This window comes from Enterococcus sp. AZ077 (genome assembly GCF_051714965.1).
In the GTDB taxonomy this organism is placed as follows: Bacteria; Bacillota; Bacilli; order Lactobacillales; family Enterococcaceae; genus Enterococcus_B; species Enterococcus_B hirae.
Genome location: NZ_JBIOSX010000001.1, coordinates 251,242 through 276,269 on the forward strand (window position 1 = coordinate 251,242; position 25,028 = coordinate 276,269).

General features: G+C 34.1%; 23 protein-coding genes, 1 pseudogene and 1 other annotated feature. Of the genes and pseudogenes, 19 read left to right on the forward strand and 5 right to left on the reverse strand.

What is annotated here, in order from left to right; all coding sequences use genetic code 11:
- Positions 1 to 40: 40 nt before the first annotated feature.
- Positions 41 to 166: a sequence feature (ribosomal protein L20 leader region), on the forward strand.
- Between the two features lie 44 nt (positions 167 to 210).
- From infC to IGL28_RS01205, 4 genes are all read left to right on the forward strand, one after another.
- A complete protein-coding gene (infC, locus tag IGL28_RS01190) occupies positions 211 to 735 on the forward strand; it encodes a translation initiation factor IF-3 (RefSeq protein WP_010720284.1) in 525 nt (174 codons plus the stop codon).
- Between the two features lie 71 nt (positions 736 to 806).
- Positions 807 to 1,007 carry a 50S ribosomal protein L35 gene (gene rpmI / locus IGL28_RS01195; RefSeq protein ID WP_002289309.1) on the forward strand — a complete coding sequence of 67 codons (201 nt, stop codon included), beginning with the start codon at positions 807 to 809 and terminating at the stop codon, positions 1,005 to 1,007.
- A gap of 54 nt (positions 1,008 to 1,061) precedes the next feature.
- Positions 1,062 to 1,421 carry a 50S ribosomal protein L20 gene (gene rplT / locus IGL28_RS01200; RefSeq protein WP_010720283.1) on the forward strand — a complete coding sequence of 120 codons (360 nt, stop codon included), beginning with the start codon at positions 1,062 to 1,064 and terminating at the stop codon, positions 1,419 to 1,421.
- A 586-nt stretch (positions 1,422 to 2,007) separates the two neighbouring features.
- Entirely contained in the window at positions 2,008 to 3,162 is a 1,155-nt protein-coding gene (locus tag IGL28_RS01205) for an AbiH family protein (protein ID WP_081128249.1), read from the forward strand.
- Between the two features lie 87 nt (positions 3,163 to 3,249).
- Here IGL28_RS01205 and IGL28_RS01210 read toward each other — a convergent pair.
- Positions 3,250 to 4,399 (reverse strand): annotated as a pseudogene (locus IGL28_RS01210) (transposase).
- A 270-nt stretch (positions 4,400 to 4,669) separates the two neighbouring features.
- On the opposite strand from IGL28_RS01210, the gene IGL28_RS01215 reads away from it, so the two are divergent.
- From IGL28_RS01215 to IGL28_RS01230, 4 genes are all read left to right on the forward strand, one after another.
- The gene (locus IGL28_RS01215) at positions 4,670 to 7,381 is read left to right on the forward strand and encodes an ATP-dependent DNA helicase (protein ID WP_081128247.1); all 2,712 of its coding nucleotides are present in this window, start codon (positions 4,670 to 4,672) and stop codon (positions 7,379 to 7,381) included.
- An 84-nt stretch (positions 7,382 to 7,465) separates the two neighbouring features.
- Complete coding sequence (locus tag IGL28_RS01220; protein ID WP_081128245.1) at positions 7,466 to 7,750, forward strand: hypothetical protein; 285 nt, start codon at positions 7,466 to 7,468, stop codon at positions 7,748 to 7,750.
- A 129-nt stretch (positions 7,751 to 7,879) separates the two neighbouring features.
- The gene (rplT, locus tag IGL28_RS01225; protein WP_438843970.1) at positions 7,880 to 8,113 is read left to right on the forward strand and encodes a 50S ribosomal protein L20; all 234 of its coding nucleotides are present in this window, start codon (positions 7,880 to 7,882) and stop codon (positions 8,111 to 8,113) included.
- 700 nt (positions 8,114 to 8,813) lie between these two features.
- Positions 8,814 to 10,634, forward strand: coding sequence for a DUF3329 domain-containing protein (locus IGL28_RS01230; RefSeq protein WP_081128243.1), 1,821 nt, complete (start codon positions 8,814 to 8,816; stop codon positions 10,632 to 10,634).
- Between the two features lie 132 nt (positions 10,635 to 10,766).
- Here the strand turns inward: IGL28_RS01230 and IGL28_RS01235 are convergent, their stop codons facing one another.
- The 3 genes from IGL28_RS01235 to IGL28_RS01245 form a co-directional block, all read right to left on the reverse strand.
- Complete coding sequence (locus IGL28_RS01235) at positions 10,767 to 10,934, reverse strand: hypothetical protein (protein ID WP_010720280.1); 168 nt, start codon at positions 10,932 to 10,934, stop codon at positions 10,767 to 10,769.
- A gap of 132 nt (positions 10,935 to 11,066) precedes the next feature.
- A complete protein-coding gene (locus tag IGL28_RS01240; RefSeq protein WP_034699323.1) occupies positions 11,067 to 11,498 on the reverse strand; it encodes an acyl-CoA thioesterase in 432 nt (143 codons plus the stop codon).
- A gap of 2 nt (positions 11,499 to 11,500) precedes the next feature.
- Complete coding sequence (locus tag IGL28_RS01245) at positions 11,501 to 12,349, reverse strand: NAD(P)H-hydrate dehydratase (protein ID WP_081128241.1); 849 nt, start codon at positions 12,347 to 12,349, stop codon at positions 11,501 to 11,503.
- 147 nt (positions 12,350 to 12,496) lie between these two features.
- Between IGL28_RS01245 and pepV the strand changes: the two genes are divergently transcribed.
- From pepV to IGL28_RS01275, 6 genes are all read left to right on the forward strand, one after another.
- Entirely contained in the window at positions 12,497 to 13,915 is a 1,419-nt protein-coding gene (gene pepV / locus IGL28_RS01250) for a dipeptidase PepV (protein WP_010736907.1), read from the forward strand.
- Positions 13,916 to 14,348: 433 nt separating this feature from the next.
- Positions 14,349 to 16,487 (forward strand): hypothetical protein, encoded by a 2,139-nt coding sequence (locus IGL28_RS01255; RefSeq protein ID WP_081128240.1) that lies wholly within the window; start codon positions 14,349 to 14,351, stop codon positions 16,485 to 16,487.
- A 472-nt stretch (positions 16,488 to 16,959) separates the two neighbouring features.
- Entirely contained in the window at positions 16,960 to 18,228 is a 1,269-nt protein-coding gene (locus IGL28_RS01260) for a hypothetical protein (protein WP_081204161.1), read from the forward strand.
- A 388-nt stretch (positions 18,229 to 18,616) separates the two neighbouring features.
- Positions 18,617 to 18,754 (forward strand): hypothetical protein, encoded by a 138-nt coding sequence (locus tag IGL28_RS01265; protein ID WP_161298804.1) that lies wholly within the window; start codon positions 18,617 to 18,619, stop codon positions 18,752 to 18,754.
- A gap of 129 nt (positions 18,755 to 18,883) precedes the next feature.
- Positions 18,884 to 19,183 (forward strand): hypothetical protein, encoded by a 300-nt coding sequence (locus tag IGL28_RS01270; protein WP_232088549.1) that lies wholly within the window; start codon positions 18,884 to 18,886, stop codon positions 19,181 to 19,183.
- Positions 19,173 to 19,409, forward strand: coding sequence for a hypothetical protein (locus IGL28_RS01275; RefSeq protein WP_232088550.1), 237 nt, complete (start codon positions 19,173 to 19,175; stop codon positions 19,407 to 19,409). The genes IGL28_RS01270 and IGL28_RS01275 overlap by 11 nt, the downstream gene beginning before the upstream one ends.
- Before the next feature lie 822 nt (positions 19,410 to 20,231).
- On the opposite strand, the gene IGL28_RS01280 is transcribed toward IGL28_RS01275, so the two are convergent.
- Positions 20,232 to 20,552 carry a putative heavy metal-binding protein gene (locus tag IGL28_RS01280; RefSeq protein WP_010720273.1) on the reverse strand — a complete coding sequence of 107 codons (321 nt, stop codon included), beginning with the start codon at positions 20,550 to 20,552 and terminating at the stop codon, positions 20,232 to 20,234.
- A gap of 203 nt (positions 20,553 to 20,755) precedes the next feature.
- On the opposite strand from IGL28_RS01280, the gene dhaM reads away from it, so the two are divergent.
- From dhaM to IGL28_RS01305, 5 genes are all read left to right on the forward strand, one after another.
- Positions 20,756 to 21,151, forward strand: coding sequence for a dihydroxyacetone kinase phosphoryl donor subunit DhaM (gene dhaM, locus IGL28_RS01285; RefSeq protein WP_010736909.1), 396 nt, complete (start codon positions 20,756 to 20,758; stop codon positions 21,149 to 21,151).
- Between the two features lies 1 nt (position 21,152).
- Positions 21,153 to 22,136, forward strand: a complete 984-nt coding sequence (dhaK, locus tag IGL28_RS01290) for a dihydroxyacetone kinase subunit DhaK (RefSeq protein ID WP_081128236.1) — start codon at positions 21,153 to 21,155, stop codon at positions 22,134 to 22,136.
- Between the two features lie 14 nt (positions 22,137 to 22,150).
- Positions 22,151 to 22,753 carry a dihydroxyacetone kinase subunit DhaL gene (gene dhaL / locus IGL28_RS01295; RefSeq protein WP_081128235.1) on the forward strand — a complete coding sequence of 201 codons (603 nt, stop codon included), beginning with the start codon at positions 22,151 to 22,153 and terminating at the stop codon, positions 22,751 to 22,753.
- Positions 22,754 to 22,977: 224 nt separating this feature from the next.
- The gene (locus tag IGL28_RS01300) at positions 22,978 to 24,048 is read left to right on the forward strand and encodes a hypothetical protein (RefSeq protein ID WP_081128233.1); all 1,071 of its coding nucleotides are present in this window, start codon (positions 22,978 to 22,980) and stop codon (positions 24,046 to 24,048) included.
- Between the two features lie 107 nt (positions 24,049 to 24,155).
- A complete protein-coding gene (locus IGL28_RS01305; protein WP_081128232.1) occupies positions 24,156 to 24,989 on the forward strand; it encodes a hypothetical protein in 834 nt (277 codons plus the stop codon).
- Positions 24,990 to 25,028 lie beyond the last annotated feature (39 nt).

Genomic DNA, 25,028 nt, shown 5'->3' on the forward strand with positions numbered 1-25,028 from the left:
TGACAAAGAAATCTATATTTGCTATACTATTGAAGTTGAGAAATAAAAGCAGAAGCACCCGCTTCTCGCCTTAGTTGATTCAGTCACTGGGCTAGATAGTTTTCATCTATTGAATTAGGTGAAGTACGTGCGGGTTCTGGAAGAGAACTCGTTTTTTTTATTGCCGAATATTCGGCACGCTTTTCTTTCTCTCATAATATTTGGAGGTGAATGACCATAGCAAAGGATATGATGGTTAACGACGGCATTCGTGCACGTGAGTTACGATTGATCGGTTCAGATGGTGAGCAATTAGGAGTTAAGACAAAAGCAGAAGCATTGAAAATTGCAGAACAAGCAAATTTAGATCTTGTGTTAGTTGCCCCAAGTGCGAAGCCACCAGTTGCGCGAATCATGGACTACGGAAAATACCGTTTCGAGCAACAAAAGAAAGACCGCGAGGCGCGTAAAAAACAAAAAGTGATCAATGTTAAAGAAGTTCGTTTAAGTCCAACAATTGACGTGAATGACTTCAATACAAAACTTCGTAATGCACGTAAGTTCTTAGAGAAGGGCGATAAAGTGAAAGCTTCTATCCGCTTCAAAGGCCGTGCCATTACCCACAAAGAAATTGGTCAAAAAGTCTTGGATCGCTTAGCTGAAGAAACTGCTGATATTGCGACAGTTGAGCAAAAAGCGAAAATGGACGGACGCAGCATGTTCTTGACGCTGGCACCGAAAAACGACAGTAAGTAATTTGAATGACTCACTGACTGTTGGACAGTCGATAGTCGGATAACGAAAGATTTTGAGGAGGAAATATAGTCATGCCAAAACAAAAAACACACCGCGGATCAGCAAAACGTTTCAAACGTACTGGTAAAGGCGGATTAAAACGTTTCCGCGCGTTTACAAGTCACCGTTTCCACGGTAAAACAAAAAAACAACGCCGTCAATTGCGTAAAGCAAGCATGGTTTCTAGTGGCGACTTCAAACGTATTCGCCAACAACTAGCAAAAATGAAATAAAAAAAACAAAAAGATCGAAATTTGAAGATTTATTTTTATTAGGAGGAATTAAACATGGCACGTGTTAAAGGTGGAACAGTCACTCGTAAACGTCGTAAAAGAATGCTAAAATTAGCAAAAGGTTACTACGGTTCAAAACACACTTTATTTAAAACAGCAAAAGAACAAGTAATGAATTCATACAACTACGCATATCGCGATCGTCGTCAAAAGAAACGCGACTTCCGTAAATTGTGGATTGCTCGTATTAACGCAGCGGCTCGTATGAATGGCTTGAGCTACTCAAAATTGATGCACGGTTTGAAATTAGCTGAAATCGACATCAACCGTAAAATGTTAGCCGACTTAGCTGTCCACGATGCAGCAGCATTTACTGCATTAGCTGACCAAGCTAAAGATGCTTTAGCTAAATAAAGGGTATTCAATACCCACAAGCCCACTTTAATTAGTGGGTTTTTTTGTTATTTAAAATTTAATCTAAACTCATAAACTCCATTAGCTTATCAGCGGTTTGTTCATTGTGCTTATCATTTAAATGCGTGTATCCATTTAGTGTAGTTTTCACATTAGAATGAAATATTCCTGTACTTTTTTTAGATTTCTTTCTGATAACTAAAGTAGGCTTACATACGTATGCCTAAAACTATGAATAGTAATAAATGTTAGGTCTTTACTAGTCTTCTTTTTATACTCGGTTCTAATTTTCTTACTAGTTATAGGACTAGTGCCTACATAGTAATCAAACATGTAATTGATTGTGTTATCTGCTTTTTGTATTGTTTAATTTATATCATAAAAGATCTTCTTTTTATGGCATAGAATAAAGTTGAGACTATTATTTGATATCAGTAAAGAAAATTCTAATAAGATTAGATATTAATAAAAAGTTAGTAAAGTTTGGGGATTTTCGCTATTACAAATTGTTTAATGGTACTATCCTTCTTTTTTTATTATTAATTTAATTGTATACTAAAGTAGATAACTTATTGAGGGTGATTGAGTGAATATAACTTTTTTGCTGGGGAATGGCTTTGATATTCAATGTGGGTTACAAACTTCATATATTAATTTTTATGAATATATTTTAAAGAAAAAGTATTCTTTAGAATTGTTCCAAGAAATGGATGAAAAATTTGTTTCAAAGATTGATAATATGATTTATTCTGAAATTTATAAATCCAAAGATAGTATCGAAACTTGGGCTGATTTGGAATTTCAGTTGGGGGCATTTACGAAACGTTTAAAAGAAGAAAATCAGGAAACCGGTATAGCCGAGAGATTTTTAGACGATTTTGAAACACTACGAGAAGACTTAAATGAATATCTTAAAGGTATTCAAATACAAGATAATGTTCAAATTAATGCGGATTTTTCAGAAATACTATTTACTACTATGGATAAATTTTTTAATGGTGTATTAGAACAAGAACATGATGAAATCCAATCTATGCTAAGTGAAAATACTAATAGTCATTTTAATTATCGGTTCATATCTTTCAACTACACAAATAGTTTACAATTAGTACTTCAAAATTCTAGTAAGGATACAAAGAGAAATAGTTTCAATAATTCAAATCTCAATCAAAATTTTAATAAAGCAATTATCAATGTGCATGGAGTAATTGATCGATTTTTAACGTTAGGATTGAATGATGAGAGCCAATTAGCAACTGATTTTTTTGAAAGAGATGATTTAATTGATTTATTAAAGCCTGACTCACTCGCAAATTCTAGAGAGTATAGACGTAGAAACGCTGAAAATGTTATTGAGAATAGTGATATTATTGTAATTTTTGGAATGTCCATTGGTTCAACAGATAAACATTGGTGGGAAAAAATTGCTGAGGTTTTATTAAAAGCTAAAAATAAAAAACTAATTATTCATCTATATGAAAAAGAACCTAGTTATTTATCTAGTAGAAAAGTAAGATTAAGAAGAAAGAAAAAAGAAGATGAGTTCTTATCTCATTTAGACAATTTAGACTTATCAGATGAAAAAATATCTCAATTAAGAAAGAAAATCTATATTGTGACGAATAGTGAATATATTATTAATGCGGATTTAAGAAAATATTTGAATCAATTCGAGAGTAAACAAGACAATATAATTGATTTTGAAACACAAGATAACAAATTATCTGAAACAGCCACCTAGAAAAACGGTTCTTTGTCAAATGATGTTGGTAAAGAGAAATCTTAGAATAATTTGGGCAGAAAGAAGAAAAACTTCTTTCTGTTCTTTTTATTTGGTTAAAATAGTTTTACCGTGTCGAATCATGATCCGACGTTTGAAATGATAAAAATTTCGAAACCCATAAGCATTGCGTTTTAATACTTTAATATGGTTGTTTAAACATTCTAGTGGTCCGTTTGAATAACTGTAGCGGAGGGCATTTCGGATCTGTGGCAGAAACTTTTTAAATGTTCGCAAAGTTGTCGCCTAAGTTTCAGGTAGCTGGCTGACTTCTCTGGATAAACAGTCCTCAAATAGTAAATGATCTCTTTTCTTTACTGCATAAAGAACATCTTGATATAACTGATAGCCTTGTCGTAGATTGGGACAAGTATCTAACAATCGGTCGACAATCTCACTTTCAGTTAAGTAATCTTTGAAACTGGCACGCCAAACTCGTTTTTCATCGTTCAACTTTGCTTCTTCTTTTTGACTGAGCATTTGGGAAAAGCTTTTTAACCAATGAAACATAAGGCACATACCTATCAATAACAATGAATTCAACAGCTTTTCGAGTCGCTAAGGACAATCGAGAAAAATAGCGTTCTAAATAAGGTAATCGTCGATTTTCAACAATGTCTAGTAGTTCGTGCCTTTGTCCGTCCATCATAATAAAACTCATGGCACTTGCGACACTTCGAACTGATTTGAATTCATCAAAGCATAAGACCTTTGGTAAAGTCTGTTTGAAAGGGGTCAATGGGCGGTAAAATCTCTTCATGACACGATAAACCGAAGAAGTGGAAATATTTTTCTGACGAGCAATTTCCGTCATCGAAGTATTCTCTTTTAAGCGAGTAACGACAGACCAACCAACTTTTTGACTAATAAAACAGTGTTTCTCAGCGACAGAGCTATCCGCTACGAAGGTGCGTTGGCAAGTCTTACATTTGAATCGTTGTTTCTTCAATTCCAGATAGGTCCGATATTCAGACACTTCATTTAATAACAACCGGACGGTTGTCGTCCCCCAACGAATGATCTTAGAGGGTACGACACAAAGACAATGAGGACACTCTTCGGACGTGTATTGAAGAGTACCTTTGTAAATCAAGCAAATTTGCCCTTTATATCTTTCTTTGGTTAAACAATTTTCCTCGAAATAGATATTTAGGTCTAGAATATTTAGGGTATCTTTGATAAGCTGAGTATAAGACATCTTGAATCCTCCTATGAATTGGTTAGCCAAATTAATTCTAAAGGATTTCAGGGTGTCTTTTCTATGTTTTTACATCAAAAAGTATAGAGCCAGTTTTTCTTCTTTCTGTTCTTTTTTAGTGTGTTTTGAAGAGAATTTTAAGTTGAATTTTTAGGTTAAATCAAATATTTTGATAGTTAAAAACCTAATTCCATATTTAATAAAACAGTAAACTATTATTATGATAATATTAATAAAAACAGTATATTTGAATGTTAAGGGTGAAGGAATTTGAAAAAAATTGATGTAGTCATATTAGATATTGATAAAAACATATATAAGAATATTGATAAAAGTCAAGATGATAGAGGGTATTTATCTCAAAATATATTAGCACAATTGAGAAATTTTATAGAACATATTTCAATAAAATACTATGTTCATTCAATTAGTGGAGACATAAGTGGCATCCCAGAGGAAAAATTTAATGAGATTAATCAGGGATTGAAATTTATCAAAGGTAATTCTAAATTCCATTTTTTAGTTAAATTCCATCAAATGATTCAAAAATCAGCATCACATTATACTATGAGTGAAGAAAACTCTGAGCGTTTAATGTTAAAGTATTATGAATACCTTTTGAAAATAAAGAAAAATTTGAAAACAGATTTTGATTTAGATGTGCTTACAAATATTGATAAGTTTCCAGTTAATTTAGATAATCAGTTGAGTGATTATTATAAAAAAATAGTTGATAAATTAGAATTGACATATGTCTCCGAAATGTCTGAAGATAGATACTATATACAGAAAACAAAACCCTTTTTTATTGACAATGAAATTTATTATGAGATTACATTTAGGGAGGCAAATGATAAAACAAGTAAATTTGACAGAAATATTGCGTTTACTAAACAAGATATATTATCAAATTATGCTGTGAAACTATCAATCAAACATGATACGGTAAATATTCATGGTAAATACATGCCAATTTTAATTATTAGTGACTGGGAAGTTTCCATTCGTCCATGTGAAATAGATTTTTTTTCGGAAATTTTAAACAATTCTATAAAAATTCAATCAAGTCATAATGAATACAAAAGATTAATGTCTTTCATAAAAAAAAGCAAATTAAATGTATTAGATATTCTCTTATTAGATATAAGCAGTTATGAAAAAGTTAAAGCATATGTTACTGCTAAATCACAAAAAATCTATATATTTAAAACACTTGATAAGTGTAGAGAAATAATTATTAATAATCGACCTGGGTGTAATGTGTTAAGGTATCTATCCTACCATTTTAATAATAAAATTATGAAGTTGCAAAAAGATAGGTATGGAAATTATTGTGAAAGATTATCAAATTTAAGAGTAGCATATGGATGTATACCTTTTGATGAGATGCCATTTGTCAGTTCACTAATAGGTCACAATCCTAAGATATATGATTTATTATGGTGTATAGAAACTAATGGTAGAGAACATGAGCTGTTGGCTAGAAAAATTCAAATTAATTCTCAAACTAATGGTAAACTATATACATCTGTCGATGAACTTGAATCTTTTGAAGATATCCATTTGTTGATAGAGAAGTATAATTCCAATCTATATTGGAAGCATAGGGAAACTAGAGGAATAGGCAATGTTGGGAAAAACTACTATATCAAAGGTTTTGAAGATGATGTTATTAATATATTAGAGAAATTAAAAGAAATTTCGAAAGAAGGAATAGATAATTATGCAAACTCAGTTGAATCTTGGCTAAACACAGGAAGCTACATTATTGATTGTAAGGATAAAAAGGAAATTCTGAAGACGATGTTTTCTAATTCTAAGGTGTCTTTAATTTATGGTGCAGCAGGTACAGGGAAATCAACAATGATTAACCATGCTAGTAATTTTTTTGGACTTCAAAAAAAATTACTTTTAGCTAATACAAATCCGGCAGTGGATAATCTGAAAAGGAAAGTTTCTGCTCCTAATTGTGAATTTAAAACTATTGCAAAATATTTATACAGCAAAGAGAAACAAGATTGTGATTTGTTGATAATAGACGAGTGTAGTACTGTTAGTAATTCTGATATGATTAAAATTTTATCAAAGGCAGATTTTAAATTGTTAATCCTTGTAGGTGATATTTATCAAATTGAATCAATTACTTTTGGAAACTGGTTTAAATTGGCAAAGACTAATGTGTCAAGAACGTCTTTGTTTGAATTGACAGAACCCTATAGAACAAAAGATAAGCCTTTACTAAACTTATGGACAAAAGTAAGAAAAAATGAAGATGATTTGATTGAATATCTAACTGCGAATAATTACTCTGTTAGACTAGATGAAAGTGTATTTTTAACTGATGATTTAGATGAAATAATTTTGTGTTTAAATTATGATGGTTTATACGGAATAAATAATATCAATTGTTTTCTGCAAAGCAATAACCCTAATAAATCAGTGAATTGGGGAGTTGTATCATATAAAATTGGTGACCCTGTGCTATTTAATGAAACATCAAGATTTTCTCCAGTACTGTTCAATAATTTAAAAGGTAAAATTTCTAATATTGAGAAATTAGATACTGAAATTATTTTTGATATTGAGATAGAAACGGTAATTAATGAGATGGATATTGTAGATTTAGATTTGGAATTGATTTCATCAACTAAAAATAGCTCAATAGTTCGATTAAGTGTTTATAAGTATCCAAATATGAGTGATAATGATAATGATAGTGATGATACAGTTGTTCCATTCCAAATAGCTTATGCTATCTCTATTCATAAAGCTCAAGGCTTAGAATTTAATTCGGTAAAATTAATAATAACTGACGAAATTGACGAATTAATAACGCATAATATTTTGTATACAGCTATTACAAGGACTAAAAAGAATTTAAAAATATATTGGACTCCAGAAACAGAAAAGAAAGTAATAGAACATATTAGGATAGACGAGAGTAGAAAAGATGAATCGATTTTGAAAAGAAAATTAAAATGATATTATTCAAAAAGTTTCAATTTTTATTAAAGTAAATGATATGCGTTCGAGCTATTTTAAAATTAAAGATTAGTAGAAAAAATTATGAATATTAAACGTACGATGCTAGAACTTTCCATAGATGGCGTAGTTACGTGTGAACAGCTTGCCTATTTTTATGATGATTATCATGGAGATACAGAATTTTCAGATGCTGTTAATTTCCTGAGCGGAAGTATTGTAATAGATATGGCTCAATTGAAGGGAGAATTGTATGCTTCTGAAGATGCACACGTATTAGGTGCAATGGAATATATGCAAAAACATTACCCTTCAGCAATCTTGTTGATAGATTTAATTCCTAAAAATAAACGACATTTCATTCATTAAACCAAGTATATTTGTTATTTAATTTCTGTTTGTTTATTTTCTAAATAAAAATCAACGTTATCCTATGCCTGTTTATTTTGATTGAATACCCCTAAATTAAGTGGAATGGAGCAACGATATTAAAATTAAATTCTTTTTAATAAGTTGTCTTGTCGTCAAAAGAAACGCGACTTCCGTAAATTGTGGATTGCTCGTATCAACACAGCAGCACGTATGAATGGCTTAAGCTACTCAAAATTGATGCACGGTTTGAAATTAGCTGAAATCGACATCAACCGTAAAATGTTAGCCGACTTAGCTGTCCACGATGCAGCAGCATTTACTGCATTAGCTGACCAAGCTAAAGATGCTTTAGCTAAATAATCAAGTAAACGTTGTTAAACCAACGCATACCCCGCTTTTATCGAGCGGGGTTTTTCTTTTGTCTCAGAATTGGCCCAAACTTTTTCAAAAATAGAAGGTTATCTCTTATTTAGTATCTTTAACGAGAGGGGACTGAACCAAAACTTGCCTCAGTCGCTGGTATCTCTAAAAACGAATAAACGGTGTTCAAGAAGCAACTCCTCAACAATAAGCGATGATTTTCTAAAATATGAGGAGCTATTTTAAAAAATCCTCTCTTATTCGCTCGGAGCTGAACGCTTCTTTCACAGCCTCTTGCTAAACGGTGTTCAAACATCAGCTCCTTGAAATAAGCCTGAATTTTTCAAAACATGAGAAGCTGTTTCAAAAAATTCTTTCTTATTGTCATCAGAGCTACCCGATGTTTTCACGACCTCTTGCTATTACGATAATCTTGCTTATGCTGTCTTATTTCGAATAACGAACAGGTCAGGTGCTTGGTCTTTATCTCCCTTTTTCAGGGGCGGAGAATAGGGTTAGTCCTTTGATTATTCGTACATAACACGCATTCATGATTACTGATGGTTTTTTCCTTATTTGATCTATGTGGCAGTCGAATACAAAAGTAAGAATGTAAGTTGAATCAAAAAATGCTATAATTTTCTTTGTGAATCACAGGAACCCTTTTTATAGCAAAATTTAAGAAGAAAGTAGGAGCGAAGTGAAACAAATAAAAGAGACTATCCGCAATAATAAAAAAATTTTAGTTCTTATTTCTGCCTATGTTATCATGGCTGTTTTAAATTTTTTAACACCGTTAATTGCGGATGATATTGAGTATATGTATAAAACAAGTAGTTTTTCGTCTATTTTACATGATGAATACACACAATATATGACCTGGACGGGAAGATCCGTTGTCCATATCATTGCACGTTTGTTTTTGTTGATGCCTAAAACAGTATTTAATTTGGTCAATCCACTGATCTATGTTTTATTGACATTATTGATTTATAAAATGACCACAAAAGATAATACTACGTTTTATTCCTTCAAATATTTTTTAATTAATGTATTTTTATGGTTATTTGTCCCAGCTTTCGGTCAAACAATTTTATGGGAAACTGGTGCTGCTAACTATTTATGGGGAGGTATCATCGTTGTCAGTTTCCTATTTCTTTACCACCGCTATTATGAGAAAGAGCAAGAATTGTCTTTTAATCCTATAGTAAATAGCATATTGCTACTCATTTTAGGAATCTTAGCTGGCTGGTGTAATGAAAACACTTCTGGTGGGATGATCTTGATTGTTCTTGGCTACCTCTATTTTTATTATCAAAAGAAAAAGCCTTTACGACCATGGATGTTCACAGGATTGTTAGGAGCAATTTTTGGCTTATTCATGATGGTAACAGCCCCTGGAAATGCTGTTCGAGCTACTTATTTTGCTCGTAGCCAGTGGTCTTTACCTCGGAAATTGTATTCGGGCGTTTTTTCAATCACAAAAACGCTATATGAAAATAGTTTAGCTCTTTTTGTGTTGATGGCGATTCTGATCGTGTTGGGAATTTTCTTTAGTAAACACAAAGAATGGTTGAGACTATCCTATATCTATCTCTTTGCAGGGATAGCCACGATCTATGTATTATCTCTTTCACCAGCTGGACTTGATTGGGGAAGATCATTTTTTGGTGGTGTTTTATTTATCATTATGGCGATGGCGTTTGAATGGCCAGATAAAGTGTTGAAATCTACCCAGGGAGCGTTTTATGGGGTGATTAGTGGCGTATTGATTACCCAATTTCTATTTACTTTTGCTTTAGGAGTCAATGACATCGCACTTTCTTATAGAGAGATCAATCAACAATACCATTACGTCAGAGAGCAAAAAAAACAAGGGAATTTGAATCCGGTGATTGCCAACTTTACGATTTATAATCAAACTGGTCATACTGCTTACTCGGGAGGACTATCCCACGTAAAAACGGATATAACGAAACAAGTCAATCGAGCGAATGCAAAATATTTTGGTTTAGAGTCCATTCATTCAGTACCAAAAGAGGCTTGGGAAACAATCTATCAACAGGGAGATCCAAAATGGATGAGTATTTGGAATGCTAACGCCTATTTTGAAGCATTAAGTCAAACTGATCATTTGATTGTGATGGCAGGTGCAGGAGACAAGACACAAATGAACCAACAGTTAGCTGAAGAGATCCGTAAGCTGTTCCCTGAGTTTAAAAATGGGGATTCAGAAAGTTCTTGGAATTTTTCGGGTATCCGTCTGTTAGGAAAAAATCCTGAATTTTCACAGACAAAGAACTATAATTCTGTTAGCCAAGAAATCAATGGGAAAGAGATCTCAGTATCTTCAAGTTTTACACCGTATGCTGACCAACAGTTTGCTGCGATAAAAGTGGGTGATATAAATGTTGCAAGAAATAAAGCGGGCATAAATATTGCTGTTTTGTCAAAAGAAGGAAAAATAGTAGATGCTGTTAATATTCAATTAACTGGTGACAAACTAACCCTCTCAAGATAGAAGAGAGAAAATAGTAAGAAAAACGAGCCTACCAAAAGGATCACTCTTTTTGGTAAGCTCGTTTTTTAAAGAAATTTTTTGGACAAGCAAAAACCTCAACCATGTTGACTAACTAATGATTGAGGTTTTATTTCAATCAGGGCGTACTTCGTGCAGTTGTTTGACACGCCCTCCGATCGATTTAGCAAAAGCTTCTGATGCTTTTTTTTCTTTGAAAATCAATAAGTTATCTGGATTTTTTTCTCTTGTGCGGCAGCCTGTTTTATCAATGTAACCGTGCAATACTTTCACAACATACATGATGATCACCTGCTTTTTATTTTATTATACGGATGAATCAAGCCAACACAAGAAAAAAGGCAGCTTTTTTGATTTTTTTTAAGAAAATCCGTAATGGAAATCCTAAAAAATACAAGAGGTAAATACTATTCTTCAGCTATCCAACTGTGCATACTCGTGGAATAAGCGATCTAATGCAGGATTTACCCGTTCAAGTTTGGTTAACTTCTGATTGTCAGCGAGTAAAAAACAATGTTTGCTAGAGCCAGTTGTTCGTAATTTTCCGTCATCTAAACCGTAGATTTCATAACTAAAATTTAATCTTGTTCCACTATATTGTTCGATTTTAGGCAAAATACGAACAGTTTCACCATAACGAATCATTTCTTTGTACTGGCAAGTGACTTCTAAAACAGGGATGATCACCCCTAGTTTTTCAATTTTTGTATAGCTGAAACCTAAATGATCCAATAAAGCAACACGAGATTCTTCCATCCAACGGATATAGTTGCTGTGGTGGATGATCCCCATTTGATCGGTTTCATAGTAAAACGGCTCACGCGTGTATCCAGTAAATTTTTCCATCATTAGAACTCCTTGTTTCCATCTTTTTTCTGACTAAAATAGTGCATCCATTGAGGGATTGCTTGACTGATTTGTGTCGGTAAAACAACATATTGTTTTTTTGCCAGTTGATCCCCAATAAAACTATGCAGGTAGACAGCTGCTGCGATTGTTTCATCGTTTTTAGGGAATTGTGCCAAGAATCCAGTGATCATACCAGCTAATGTATCACCAGTACCTCCAGTGGCCATTGCGGCAGAGCCAGTAGTATTTTGATAACATTCTTGTTGCCCGTAGATCGTGGTTCGATGACTTTTTAAAACAATCGTTGCGCCTAATTTGGCTTGCTGCTTGCGGTTGTTCTCAGGTGTTTGTTCCTCGATCTTAAGTGAGCTTACTCTTTGCCATTCCATTTGATGAGGAGTCATGACGGTTTGCTCGGGAAAATGGAGGGTTAGATTTTCTTTAGCGAATAATGTTAATGCTGAACCGTCCATCACTAACCACTGATGGCTTTTTTGATGTGCTAAAGTGAATGCTAATAATTCTAAACTCAATGAGGAGTCCCCTAATCCTGGACCAATCAATAGAACGTCTGCCGTGTCCATCACTGCTAACAGTTGTTCTTTTTCTTGCCAGTCGATGCACATTGCTTCAGGTAAATGGGTGTGAAGCGGTGCTTGATTCCGCTGGTCTGTAGCAACAGTCGTTAATCCTGCGCCACTGTGTACAGCCGCTAGTGCACTCATGATGATCGCACCACCAAATTGATGGTTACCGCCAATCAAGACAGTACGACCGAATGTTCCTTTATGTGACTTTTCTGGGCGTGGTTGAATTACTTTTTGTAATAAATCGCTATCTATTAACAATTTCTCCGCCTCCTTTCTTGTATTATAACTGAGTATTTTTAAATAAAATACCGTTTGGCTAAGGAACCACAAATTTTTTTGCACGTTTTTTTGGCAGGATTTATGGTATGATGGACAGGTAGACTTAATGAGTGGAGGATTGATTTTATGACAATCGATTGGCAAAAAGAAGTAGAAGCACGTAAAGAAGAACTACTTGAAGATTTAAAAAATCTTTTACGTGTGAACAGTGAACGGGATGATTCAAAAGTAACTCCTGATGCACCTTTTGGACCTGGACCTCGAGATGCGCTAAAACATATGTTGGCTTATGGCGAACGTGATGGGTTTGTCGTAAAAAATGTTGATAACTATGCAGGACATATTGATCTTGGTGAAGGCGATGAAACTTTAGGTATTTTTGGTCATATGGACGTAGTACCAGCAGGGGATGGTTGGGATACAGATCCTTATGAACCAGTAATCAAAGATGGGAAAATCTTTGCTCGTGGTTCTAGTGATGATAAAGGACCAAGCATGGCTGCTTACTATGCCATGAAGATCATCAAAGATCTTGACTTGGAATTATCCAAAAAAGTTCGTTTTGTAGTTGGTAGCGATGAAGAAAGTGGTTGGGCAGACATGGCTTACTACTTTGAACATGAAGAAGAACCTGACTTTGGATTTTCTCCAGATGCAGAATTTCCAATCATCAATGGTGAAAAAGGAAATGTTTCTTTCGCACTACGTTTCCAAGGAGATAACGCAGGAGATTATGTCTTGAAGACATTTACTTCAGGGTTACGTGAAAACATGGTGCCTGGAACAGCAACAGCGACTCTTGAAGTACCAAGTGCGGAAGCTGCGATCCAAATGGAAGAAGCTTTTTATCGTTTTGTTGAAGCAAACCCAGTAAGTGGTTCGATCGAAGCGGATAATACCTATGTGAAAATCGAATTGATCGGAAAGGGCGCACATGGTGCAAGTCCTCAATCAGGGATCAATGCCGGTTCATTCTTAGCATTATTCTTAGACGATTATGAATTTATCGGTTCTGCTAAACAATTCATCCATGTAGCAGCAGCCTATGTCCATGAAGATTTTTATGGAGAAAAATTAGGGGTTGCCCATGAAGACGAAAAAATGGGTAAATTGACCATGAACGCTGGATTGTTTGCCTTTAAAGAAAATGGGTCAGAAGAAGATAACTATATCAACATGAACTTCCGTTTTCCAAAAGGGGTTACCGTTGACGGCTTAGAAAATGACATTGCAACAACGATGAAAGCAGAAGGAGCAACAGTTACTCGTGGCGCACGTGTCATGGAACCTCACTATGTACCAATGGAAGATCCATTGGTAGCAACTTTATTGCAAGTTTATGAAGACCATACAGGCGAAAAAGGCTATGAACAAATCATTGGCGGCGGAACCTATGGCCGACTATTGAAACGTGGTGTAGCTTACGGCGCAATGTTCCCAGGCTATACAGATACAATGCACCAAGCCAACGAATTTATGAGTCTGGATGATCTTTTCAGAGCAACTGCCATTTATGCAGATGCCATCTACCGTTTGGCGAAGTAATAGTGAATGAAACTCATGCTGATTCAGCGAATATCCTTGTTCTAAAAGATAATTTTTGAAAAGGATCGTTGGAAAAGTGAATGAAAAAGATGTTCTAACATGATATGGATGTGATTTTTTGCTTGATGAGGCGAAAAATCACATCCTTTTTACTTGCTAAATAATATTCTAAATATTCAACATCGAAGATTGTTCCAAAAAAACAAATGAATGATATTTTTTATGAAGGAAAAAATAATATTTGTAGTTAATGATGAGGAGATAAAGATAAAAAACAGTTATTGATTCAGCGATTCTCATCAACAAAGAAAGTCGCTAGGAATAAATATCATTAGCATAGAACAAAAAATCTGTTATTTAGAAATTTTTGGCTAAAAAAACTCTACATTTGTGTTACATTCAGATTATTAATCAAATAAGAGAAGGGGATCTAATGACAGAAATAGCAGAAGGTAGAGGATTTACAAAAGCAGAGATTGATAAGCAAAAAAAAATAGTAGAGAACGCCTATAAAACAATGGATAGTCACGCTACCTATCCTCACGGAGAAAATTATAAAAACGCAGCTCGTATTCATGAAAAAGAAGAGGAAAAGTTAGCAATGATGCTAAGACACCCAATTAAAGCAACAGATAAGGAATATAGTCGTGAAGAATTGAAGGCGCAAAAAAAATTAAAAGCACAGCTCTTCTCAATTTATGACGCTTATTCAACCCATCCTCATAATGATAAAGCAAGAAAAGTAGAGAATGACTACTTAAAAGCAAAGTGGGATTTACATATTATGGAAGAAACAAATGGAGAAATTCAAGATAAAAGAGAACGTGCAAAAATAAAACATTCTCCTAATAATGAAGAAGCGAGGATACCAGAAAGTAAGCAAGAAACTCAATCAATAGTCCAAGAAGGTAGTTTAGCAGTAGATGAAGAACGAGAATTTTTTAAACAAAAAGATTCTTCTCTTTATGAGACAGTAGAAACTGAAGTTATCGACAAATTAAGCCCGTTAGAAAGTAAAAAGGAAGAAGCACATACAAAGTTATCTAAACTAGACGAAGAAACTAAAAATATCTTAAATAGTATAAGAGAACGTGATGAAGCCAAAAAAAATTTTTTGGATAGCTATGTTGAAAAGTTATCTCTACAATCAGATGCTGAACAAATAGACTCGAAAATTAAAGCGATTGATCAGTCGTTCTTTAGAAAAATCATTAATTTTTTTACTAAGGAACAGGCTGAATTACGAACAGAGTTAGATACAAAAAAAGCTACAATTAATACTATGATTTCTAAAATAGAAGAAGCACAAACAGTTTACACAAGAAATGAGAATATCCTTAATGAAGTTTTCTCTAGTAATGAAATATTTGAGGGGTGGAAAGAAAAGTGTGCAAATATAGGATCCACTTTGAATGATTTAAATCAGAATTATGAAATAGTAAAGGAAAATATACCAAAAGAGGTAAATAGGGAAGCTTTAACGAAAAAAATAGAAAATTTACAGAAGAATTTAGAAGAAGTTAAAGGTACCGTGGGAGGTATAACACAAAATCTGCAAAAAATAGACGAATACCGTAAGCAAGAACAAAGTAAAGATCAACAAGGATTTATTCGTCTGATAAGCAAAGCGATAGATCAAACAGTAATCGAAACAGTAAATCAAACAAATGAAAGAAGGGAACAAAATGCTAAAAGCAAACATTTGAATGAAAGAGAAAATATCTTTACCAATCAACTTTCGGCTGAATTGGGAAATAAAAATGTACGTATTGAAGAATTAAATGCTCCTAGTTTGTATCAATATTTAGTCCATAAAAGCACCGAATTAGATATGAAAGTTCAAAATATCTTTTCCAGTGACTTTAAACAATTATATGACTTAACGATACAAGAGCGTGATAAGGCAACTCATTCTGTGAAAAATATTACCCAAGAAATTACGAAGATACATAAGGATTGGGAAAAATCAACGAAAAAAATAATTAATAGCGATCAGCCGAGAGTAAAACGATTTCTTAGTCGATTTACTAAAAAACATATAAAAGCTAGAGAAAAGTACACTGCCAAAAAAAGCGGGTTATCGACAACTTTTAAGGATAAAATAAAGGAACTCATTGAGCGAAAAAGGATTGAAACAGAAAAGAATGAGCAGGCTGAGAGAATTTTTATCAAGGCGAAAAAGGAAGTTGATCATGTTAACAATGAATTGGCAGATTTAAAAAGCCAGTTGAAACAGCTGAAAAATAAATATCCAACAGGAGAAGAACAACCAAAGATTAATAATGAACTAGCTGCTCAAATAAAGAAAAGTTTAAAATTTATTAAGGAGCAACAGCCAAAGATAAAAGAACAATTGGGTTTTTGGGTGATGCTGGAACTTAAAGATAAGGAACCTTCAGAAAAAGTGGATCAGTCACAGAAAAAATCTGTTGATTATCAAAATCCTAGAATATTGGTAACGAATGCTTGGAATAAGGAGTTGTTAAAAAATAACAAAAATCGCAACCGGCAATCTCAACAAGTACATAACCAAACGAATCAATCAATTGGCAGAGAAGTACATACATTATAGAGAATAAAATTTTGTACTCTCTAATATGTGGCGGTATCTTGCCTGATGTTTTACTAAGATATGATATACGTATCAAGTGATACAAGAGATTTCTGAAGAAAAAAGTGGTCTGTTATTGAAGGAGCATCTTTTGAATCTGTAAATAAGAAAAATATAGGATTGGCATTAAAATCAAGAATGGAAAAGCAAAAATTGCTTTTGATCTTCTTGATTTTTTGTTTGCTTTCGGAGGTGAAGTCAACGATTGGTAAATGCTGACGAGTAAGTACAGATAGAGGATACTAAATACTACTTGTTTCAAAAAAACGTTAGTTTGATCTCGCAGAATTTTTAAGGGTGCGATGAAGTGTCTTTTTATTCTAGAAGAATGAAACTTTTTTAAAAATTTCCAAACAAAGAAATTATTAAAAAATAAAGTTTTTATTGTCATGTTACGCTTAATTTATCAATATAACGAAGGAGTGAAATAAGAATGGGAAGGCCAGTTTTTCAGGAAGGAATAACTCAGCAATCAGCTGCAGAAGTAGCCGCAGAAGCTGAAAAGAAAAAAGCGATGGATAAAGCTATAAAAGAAATTGACCTACAACAAAATAAAGTTAATGATGCATGGCAGGTATTGGATCATATGGAAACATATCAACCTTTTTCAGATGAGTTTAAGGTTGCGAAGATTATCCATGTAGCTGCAGAAAATAAACACGCTGAAATGGTGGATGAATTTTTAAAAGAATATAAAGTGATGCCTTCCAAACCAAAGAAACAGGAAATAAAACAGGAAACAAAACCAAAAAGTGAAATTGACGATAGTAAGCGAGATCCAGAACCTGAGGAGTTTGGTCCTAACGCACGGAAGCAAAAGGAGGAAATAGATCAACAAATCAAGGAATCAGAGACTAGAGTAAAAAATATTATAAAAGACTTGTTTCCAAATAGGGATGTTATTAAGGAACTAAAAGAAATAAAAAAAGAAACAGAAGAAGACATAAAAGAAGAAATCGAAGAAGAAGTAGAAGAAGAAATCGAAGAAATAAAAGAAATAAAAGAAGGAATAAAAAAAGAAATAAAAAAAGAAAGAAAGAATCAGCTTAGTAAATTGAAGACATCTTCCTTAGAACCCGTAAATAACAATCTAGTAGATAGCTTAAGTAGTAAAGTTGGTGAGAAACCGTCATTCTTCAAACGCTTGCTTAATTTTTTTACTGGAAAAAAAGAGCAACCAAGGAACCCCATACAGCAAACAACCTTGAAAACTAAGGATTGGGAGGCAGAATTTAAGAAACGCTTTGAGGCAAAACTTGAGGAACGCTTTCAGGAAAAACTTGGGGAACGTTTTCCAGAAGAACTTAAGGCACGCTTTCCGAATAATCTTAAGGAATGTTTTAAGACAATAGAATCTACAGATGAAATTGCAAAACAAGTAAAAAAAGGCTTAGAAAAAGAAATAAAAATGTTCAAAGAAGAGTTAGATAAAGTACAAAAGGAAAAAGTAAAAGCAGTTAAACCTTATGCAATGAAAGTATATGCTGAAATCATTAGGAAGGTGACAACGCTAAAGGATGGAATAGAACCACTACAACTTGAAGCCCGAAAACTAATTAACGACAACTCGAAGAAACCTCAAAAAATCCGTAAAAAGATTAATCAAGCACAACAAAAAGCTACTATATACTTGGATCAACCGGACTCACTAAACATGCAAAATGGTCAGAAGCTTAATAGTAAAAAACATTCAAGGGCATAGTAACTTAGCAAGGCATCGTCAAAATTCTCAAACAAAAAAATTATTAGTAAATAACATGAATAAACTCCTGATACTCTTGTATTACATATGTTAGTACGAAAAACAGAGGAGTGAAATGAAATATGGAAAGTCACGATAAAAAAAGTTACTCAAGTACCATCAACCGCACGGTACAGCGATCAGGAGTTAGAAACTCTAAAGGGAAATTTTAAAGAAGCAAAAAAAGTTTACAGATGAGAAAACTATACCGAATCAAAAAGCTTTTGAAGGTTCACAAAAACAATACAATAATGCATTAGAGAACAATAAAAGAATTAAAGAAAAAGTTTCTAAAGACATAAAAAAAGTAGACAATATAAAATCAGCACAACAAAAAACTCTGGAGAGAATGGCTGCAGCATCAGAACAACTCGATAATCCTCTAATTGATGATTTAGAGAAAAAGGTAAATAAATTTGAATCCCAATTTAAAGATAAGATTAGCCAAATAGAGCAAAAACTATCGCCTGTTCAAAAAGACGATTAACAAATAGCTGAAATAGGTGAGGTAGATACATCTATTGGGGAGGTAAATACGAGATTAAAAAAACAAGATACGGATCTCGTTACTAAGAACCAAGCCGTCACTGATTCCAACAATCCTTTTGTACGGAAGTTGTTTAACATCTTTACAGGAGAAAAAACTAAATTAACACAAGATGTAAAAACAGTTACTGAGGATATTAAAAATACGAATAATCAACTGATTGAAGATATTAATCAGAAGGGTAACTTAGAAAAAATGGTCACTGGGAATTTAGATAAGAATATAGCTGTCTGTGATCAGGTGAAAAGTGAAATTAACGTTCCTAAAGCGAAACTTAGTGAACTGTCAGCAGAGTACGATGTTGTTGAAGTGAAGACAAAGGGACTACGAGATGTTAGTAAACACAGAAGAGAACAACTTGAAAATTAGTGGAAAATTAAACATCATGGAGCAAAAGGTTGAGGACCTGGAAAGAAATGTACAAGGTTGGAAAGGAAAACATGAAAAATTTAAAGAAGAGCTTCTAGTGAGAAAGCAAGAGATAAACCAATTAAAAGAGAATGCTCAACAGCGGGTAGAAAAGCTCAACAACCGAGGTGATAAACAAGATCAAATGCAAAATAGCAATAAAACGAATCGAACTTCAAGAGGATAATCGGATGGTGAAATGCCAGCAATCATAGATAGTAAAGCAGAAAATAATCCATTGATGAAAAGAGCAACGTACATAAATAATTAGATAGCAGTATCTTACTTGGATAATCAATTAAATTTAGGAAAAAAGAGCATAGGTGTTCCCTAAAATTTAACGTTTTTACGTATATTTTTTAGGAAACACCTTATTTTATATCAATCTGTTTTTTGAATCAGTGTATTGGTAGAACAGGTTCGGAATGTTTTTTAAGTGAGAGTTCTATCTCAGTCTCTTCTAGTATCTCTAAAAACGAATAAACGGCGTTCAAAGAGCTGACCTTCGGCGATAAGTCAAAAAATCTCAAAACATGAGGAGCTGTTTCGAGATTTTCATCCTTAACGCTTAGGTCAAGACGCTCTTTTCACAGCCTCTTGCTAAACGGCGTTCAAGAAGCAACTCCTCAACAATAAGCGATGATTTTCTAAAATATGAGGAGCTATTTTAAAAAATCATCGCTTATTCGCTCGAAGCTGAACGCTTCTTTCACAGCCTCTTGCTAAACGGTGTTCAAACATCAGCTCCTTGAAATAAGCCTGAATTTTTCAAAACATGAGAAGCTGTTTCAAAAAATTCTTTCTTATTGTCATCAGAGCTACCCGATGTTTTCACGACCTCTGATTCACGGTGTTCAAAGAGCTGACCTTCGGCGATAAGTCAAAAAATCTCAAAACATGAGGAGCTGTTTCGAGATTTTCATCCTTAATGCTCCTGCGATTACTCGTCGCAGTTTTTACTTAGTGAGCGCTCAGGTCAAGACGCTCTTTTCACAACCTCATGTCTGAACTAGTTTATTGTCACCGCTGTCCCACTACAGGTGACCATTAGCATTCCGTTATCGCTCCCCAATACTTCATAATCCATTTTCATCCCAATGACTGCATCTGCACCTAATGATCGAGCACGCTCTTGCATTTCTGCTAAGGCCTCTTCACGTGCAGCAAGCAATTCATCCTCGTAGCTTTTTGAACGTCCGCCAAAAACATTGCGAAATCCTGCCCCGATATCTTTTAATACGTTGATTCCAGTAATGACTTCACCAAAAACAATGCCTTTATATGCTGTTACTTCTTTATTTTCCACGTTGTTTGTTGTTGTAATGATCATTTGATCACTCCTTTCTTTAAAAATAGTATATCAAAATTTATTTCTTAAGTCGCAATTGGAATTAGCTAGTCAATTACAGCGCATCATTTCCAAAAAATGGACATTCTATTATATACTGGAACTATGCAAAAGAATGTAGTTGATGATCAAAAGAATGAAAGCGCAAACTTGACGTGACCACAAAAGGAAGAAGGAGAAATGGCATGAAAAAAAGTATCTTACTTGTTTCCCATAGTCAACAGTTAACGGATGGACTCAAAGAAATGATTGAACAGATGCAACAATCAGAAGATGTGTTACTTTTTTCCTTAGGAGGAGTAGAGGGAAGAATTGGTTCTGATCCGATGAAAATCATCGATGCGATCAACCAATCAGCTGATTCCGCCATGTATTTTGTGTTTGCGGATATCGGGAGTGCGGTTTTGAACGCTGAAATGGCCAAGGAAATGTTGGATGAAGACCAACAAAAGAAATACTACCTTGTAGATGCGCCACTTGTTGAAGGGGCTTTTGCTGGAGCGATCACAGCAGGTATCACGGATGATCCTCAACAAATACTAACGGAAGCACAGAATGCGGGAAAGAAAGGGTGGACGTGAAATGAAAAAAATCATGAATAATCCTAGTACGATCGTAGAAGAAATGTTGTCTGGTTTAGTGATAAGTTATCCAGAAATGATTCACCAAGTAGCTGATTCTCGAGTAGTAGCAAAAAATGATCAAGTAGAACAAGTTGGCTTGGTTTCTGGGGGAGGAAGTGGTCATGAACCAGCGCATGCAGGTTTTGTTGGTGCTGGGATGTTGAGTGCTGCAGTTTTAGGAGATGTTTTTACTTCGCCGACACCTGATCAGATTCAGATAGCTATCAAAGAAGCGGATCAAGGAAAAGGCGTTTTATTGATCATCAAGAATTATACAGGAGATGTACTCAATTTTGACATGGCTAAAGAAATGGCGGCTATGGAAGGGATTGAAGTAGAAAGTGTTGTAGTGGATGATGACATTGCGGTGGAAAATAGCACATATACTGCTGGAAAACGTGGAGTGGCTGGAACAGTTCTTGTGCATAAAATCTTAGGGGATGCCGCTAGGAAAGGTGCATACTTGCAAGAATTGAAGGAACTAGGAGATAGACTAGTTCCAGCGATCAAGACGATTGGTGTGGCATTGCGTGCGGCCACGGTTCCTGAAGTAGGAAAGCCAGGATTTGAATTAGCCGAAGATGAGATCGAATACGGAGTAGGGATCCATGGCGAGCCTGGTTATCGTAGAGAAAAGTTGCAACCTGCTAAAGTATTAGCTGAAGAATTAGTAACAAAAATTTTAGCTGACTACCCAGAGAAACCAAAAGAAGTTGGAGTGCTAGTTAATGGGATGGGTGGCACGCCATTGATGGAACTCTTTGTTTTTATGAATGATGTCCAATCATTACTCGATCAAGAAGCAGTCAAAGTGACATTTCATAAAGTCGGTGATTTTATGACTTCTTTAGACATGCAAGGATTATCTCTGACGATGATTGACCTAACAACTAAGAAATGGCAGGAAGCATTGGAAAGTGAAGTTCACACAATTTCGTGGTAGAAGGTGGGAGAATAATGGAACTAACGGTCAAAGAAATTCAAGCGTGGTTAACGGATTTTACAGAGAAAATCGATGAAAATAAAAGTTATCTGAGTGAGCTCGACACGCCGATCGGTGATGGCGATCATGGCAATAATATGGGGCGAGGGATGACGGCTTATCAAGAAGCGTTTCAAAAAGAACAACCGAAAACGATCAGTGACACGTTCAAGGTTCTTTCGATGGCAATGATCTCAAAAGTTGGAGGTGCTTCTGGACCATTATATGGTTCTGCCTTTATGAATATGATGAAGGCTACAAAAGACATTGATGTGATTACATTACAAGAACAATTAGGGAAAATCATTGAAGAAGGAAAAAATGGGATTCAAGCTAGGGGGAAAGCAGAAGCAGAAGAGAAAACGATGCTAGATGTCTGGTTACCTGTTACTGAAGCCTTGAAGAATAATCGATTAACAGAAGAAGTGATTGAAGAAGCGAAGGAACATACAAAAGATTTAGTAGCCAAAAAAGGACGTGCCTCTTATCTAGGGGAAAGAGCCATTGGCCATATCGATCCCGGAGCAGCTTCTAGTGCTATTTTCTTTGAAACTTTATTAACTAATATAGAATCATAAATAACAAAATATTTATATAGCTGACTTTTTAACCAGTAAAAATGGGAACAAAAGTCAGTTTTTTTCTATTCCAGAACACTTATGAGAATATGCTTTCAAATCAAAAAAACAAAGGATAAACAATTTTAAAACAAAAATTTCCAAACTGAGAAAATGTCGGAGAAATAACAGTTGTCGCGCGTGTTATTCTTAACACACTAAAGTAATAAAGGAGATAAGCAGATATGGGGGATTTAAATAACAAAAATAAAAATGCGACAGTATCTAGTTTAGAAATGGAACAGGAAGATAAATTTAAGAAATATAAAAAGGAATGTATAGCAGCGTATGTCACTAACGACCAAGCTAAAATTGCGTCAATTGAACAAAACAAACAAAACCTGTTGAAAAAACACGAAAAATCAGATCTACGTCTAATGAGCGAATATTCTTTTGGTTCATATAAGGAATCATTAGTTGTTCCTAAAAATGAAGTACAAAAGTGTTTTGAACTAAATAAAGACATGAGGTCAGTAATTAGTATGCAAAACAATTTAGAGAGTGATGAAGACAAAATAAAAATAAAAATTCAGTCGTTGGAAGAAGAGATAGGCGTAGAATTGACTAGCTACACTAGTGAAAAAAACAACATGGATAACAAATTGGATCGGTTAAATGCAATACCAGTACTAATCAAGGAGAAGACTGATGAAATCGATAAGATCAAAGCTTCACCGTTTAGAAGATTTTTAAGTTATTTTACAGGTGAAATAGGAGCATTGGAAAAAGAGAAGCGTTCATTGGAAAATGAACAAAAGCTTATAAAAGGTAAACTAGAGTCTGATCTATCATCACTTTATGGGAAAGGCTATAGTTTGAGTGGGGAGGTTGATAGTAAAAAGATAAAGAAGAAATGGATAAATAAAATAACGAAAGAATATTCTGATTTGAATATGAATGAACAATTTAGTATGGTGAAGAAAGGTTTTATAGATTTAAATAATAAAGTATCAGCCAGTCTATTTCCGTACGTGGCACCGCTATTAGGCGAACTTGCTCGCTCAATTTATACGACCGAAAAAAAATTCTTAGAGACACAGCAGAGATTTGAAAATATCAAGAATTATCGCCCACAAGTACTAAATGCGGAGTTACATGAATATCAGAATAAAGTACAAGCCGAAATGAAAAGAAATGATGAACAAAAAACAAATGGTCCACGTGAATTATATACTCTGATAGAAGGAGTTACGCAGCCACAAAGCCAACCAGAGAAACAACAAAGATCAACGCCTGAACACGATTCACGTAATTAGTAATATGTTTGGAAAGTTTCGTTTGTCCAAATGCGTTTCGTCTAAGTTTAGGCACAACGCATTCGTTTTCGAAATATCTCGATTACTAAATGATAAGGAGTAAAAAAATGTCAATACTACCAAAAGCAAAAGAGGTTAAAACAAAAGAAAAAATTTATCAGCTTGTTGAACAAGAAGTAGTATCTAAAAAAAATGCCAAGATTTACCAATTAACTGAGGTAAATGGAAATAAAAAAAAGAGTATAAAGATGGAAATTCCCATGCTATTGGATAAGGAATTTTTACATACATATAAAACGATCCTAGAGTTAGATAAGCAAAGACAAAAGCAGTATGCTCGAGTTTCTTATTTGAAAAAAGAACGGATGAATCGATTAAATTATTTAAATCATGCAAAAAAATTAGACGTAGAACCACGTGATCAGGAAAATATGAAAGTTCATTTGACTCAACGAATCGATAAATTGCAGGATAGTATGAACAAAAACGAAGAAAAATTAGCAAAAGGTGTGAATTGGTTACAAAAATATATGTTGAAAAAAGAAATTGACGCTCAAAAAGCTGAGTTAGCATTAGGAAAAAAACTTCTAGGAACAAAAAGTCTTGAAAAGTTAAAGAAAGATGTGAGCAAGGAAAGAGAGCGTTTTTTAAATTTGAATGTTCAACTGGAAAACACTACTCAGAGTCAATCACAACTTCTGGTTGCCAAAATGATGCCTTTGATTAATAGTTTTAAAGGATTGGTAAAACAAGATATAGAATATACAGATAAGCTGATCGCCTCTCTGGAAAAGCATATGGAATTAGAACAAGGGAATGGACAGCGACAAAAAGCTCAATTAAAAGACAAAGTACAGAAAAATGGGACAACAAAGCAGAATCCAGTTAATAGACAACCAATTACACAAGCAAAACAAGATCTAAATGATAAAGGAAGATGATTATCGAGTATTTTCACCGAAATAATTCCATGCTCACTC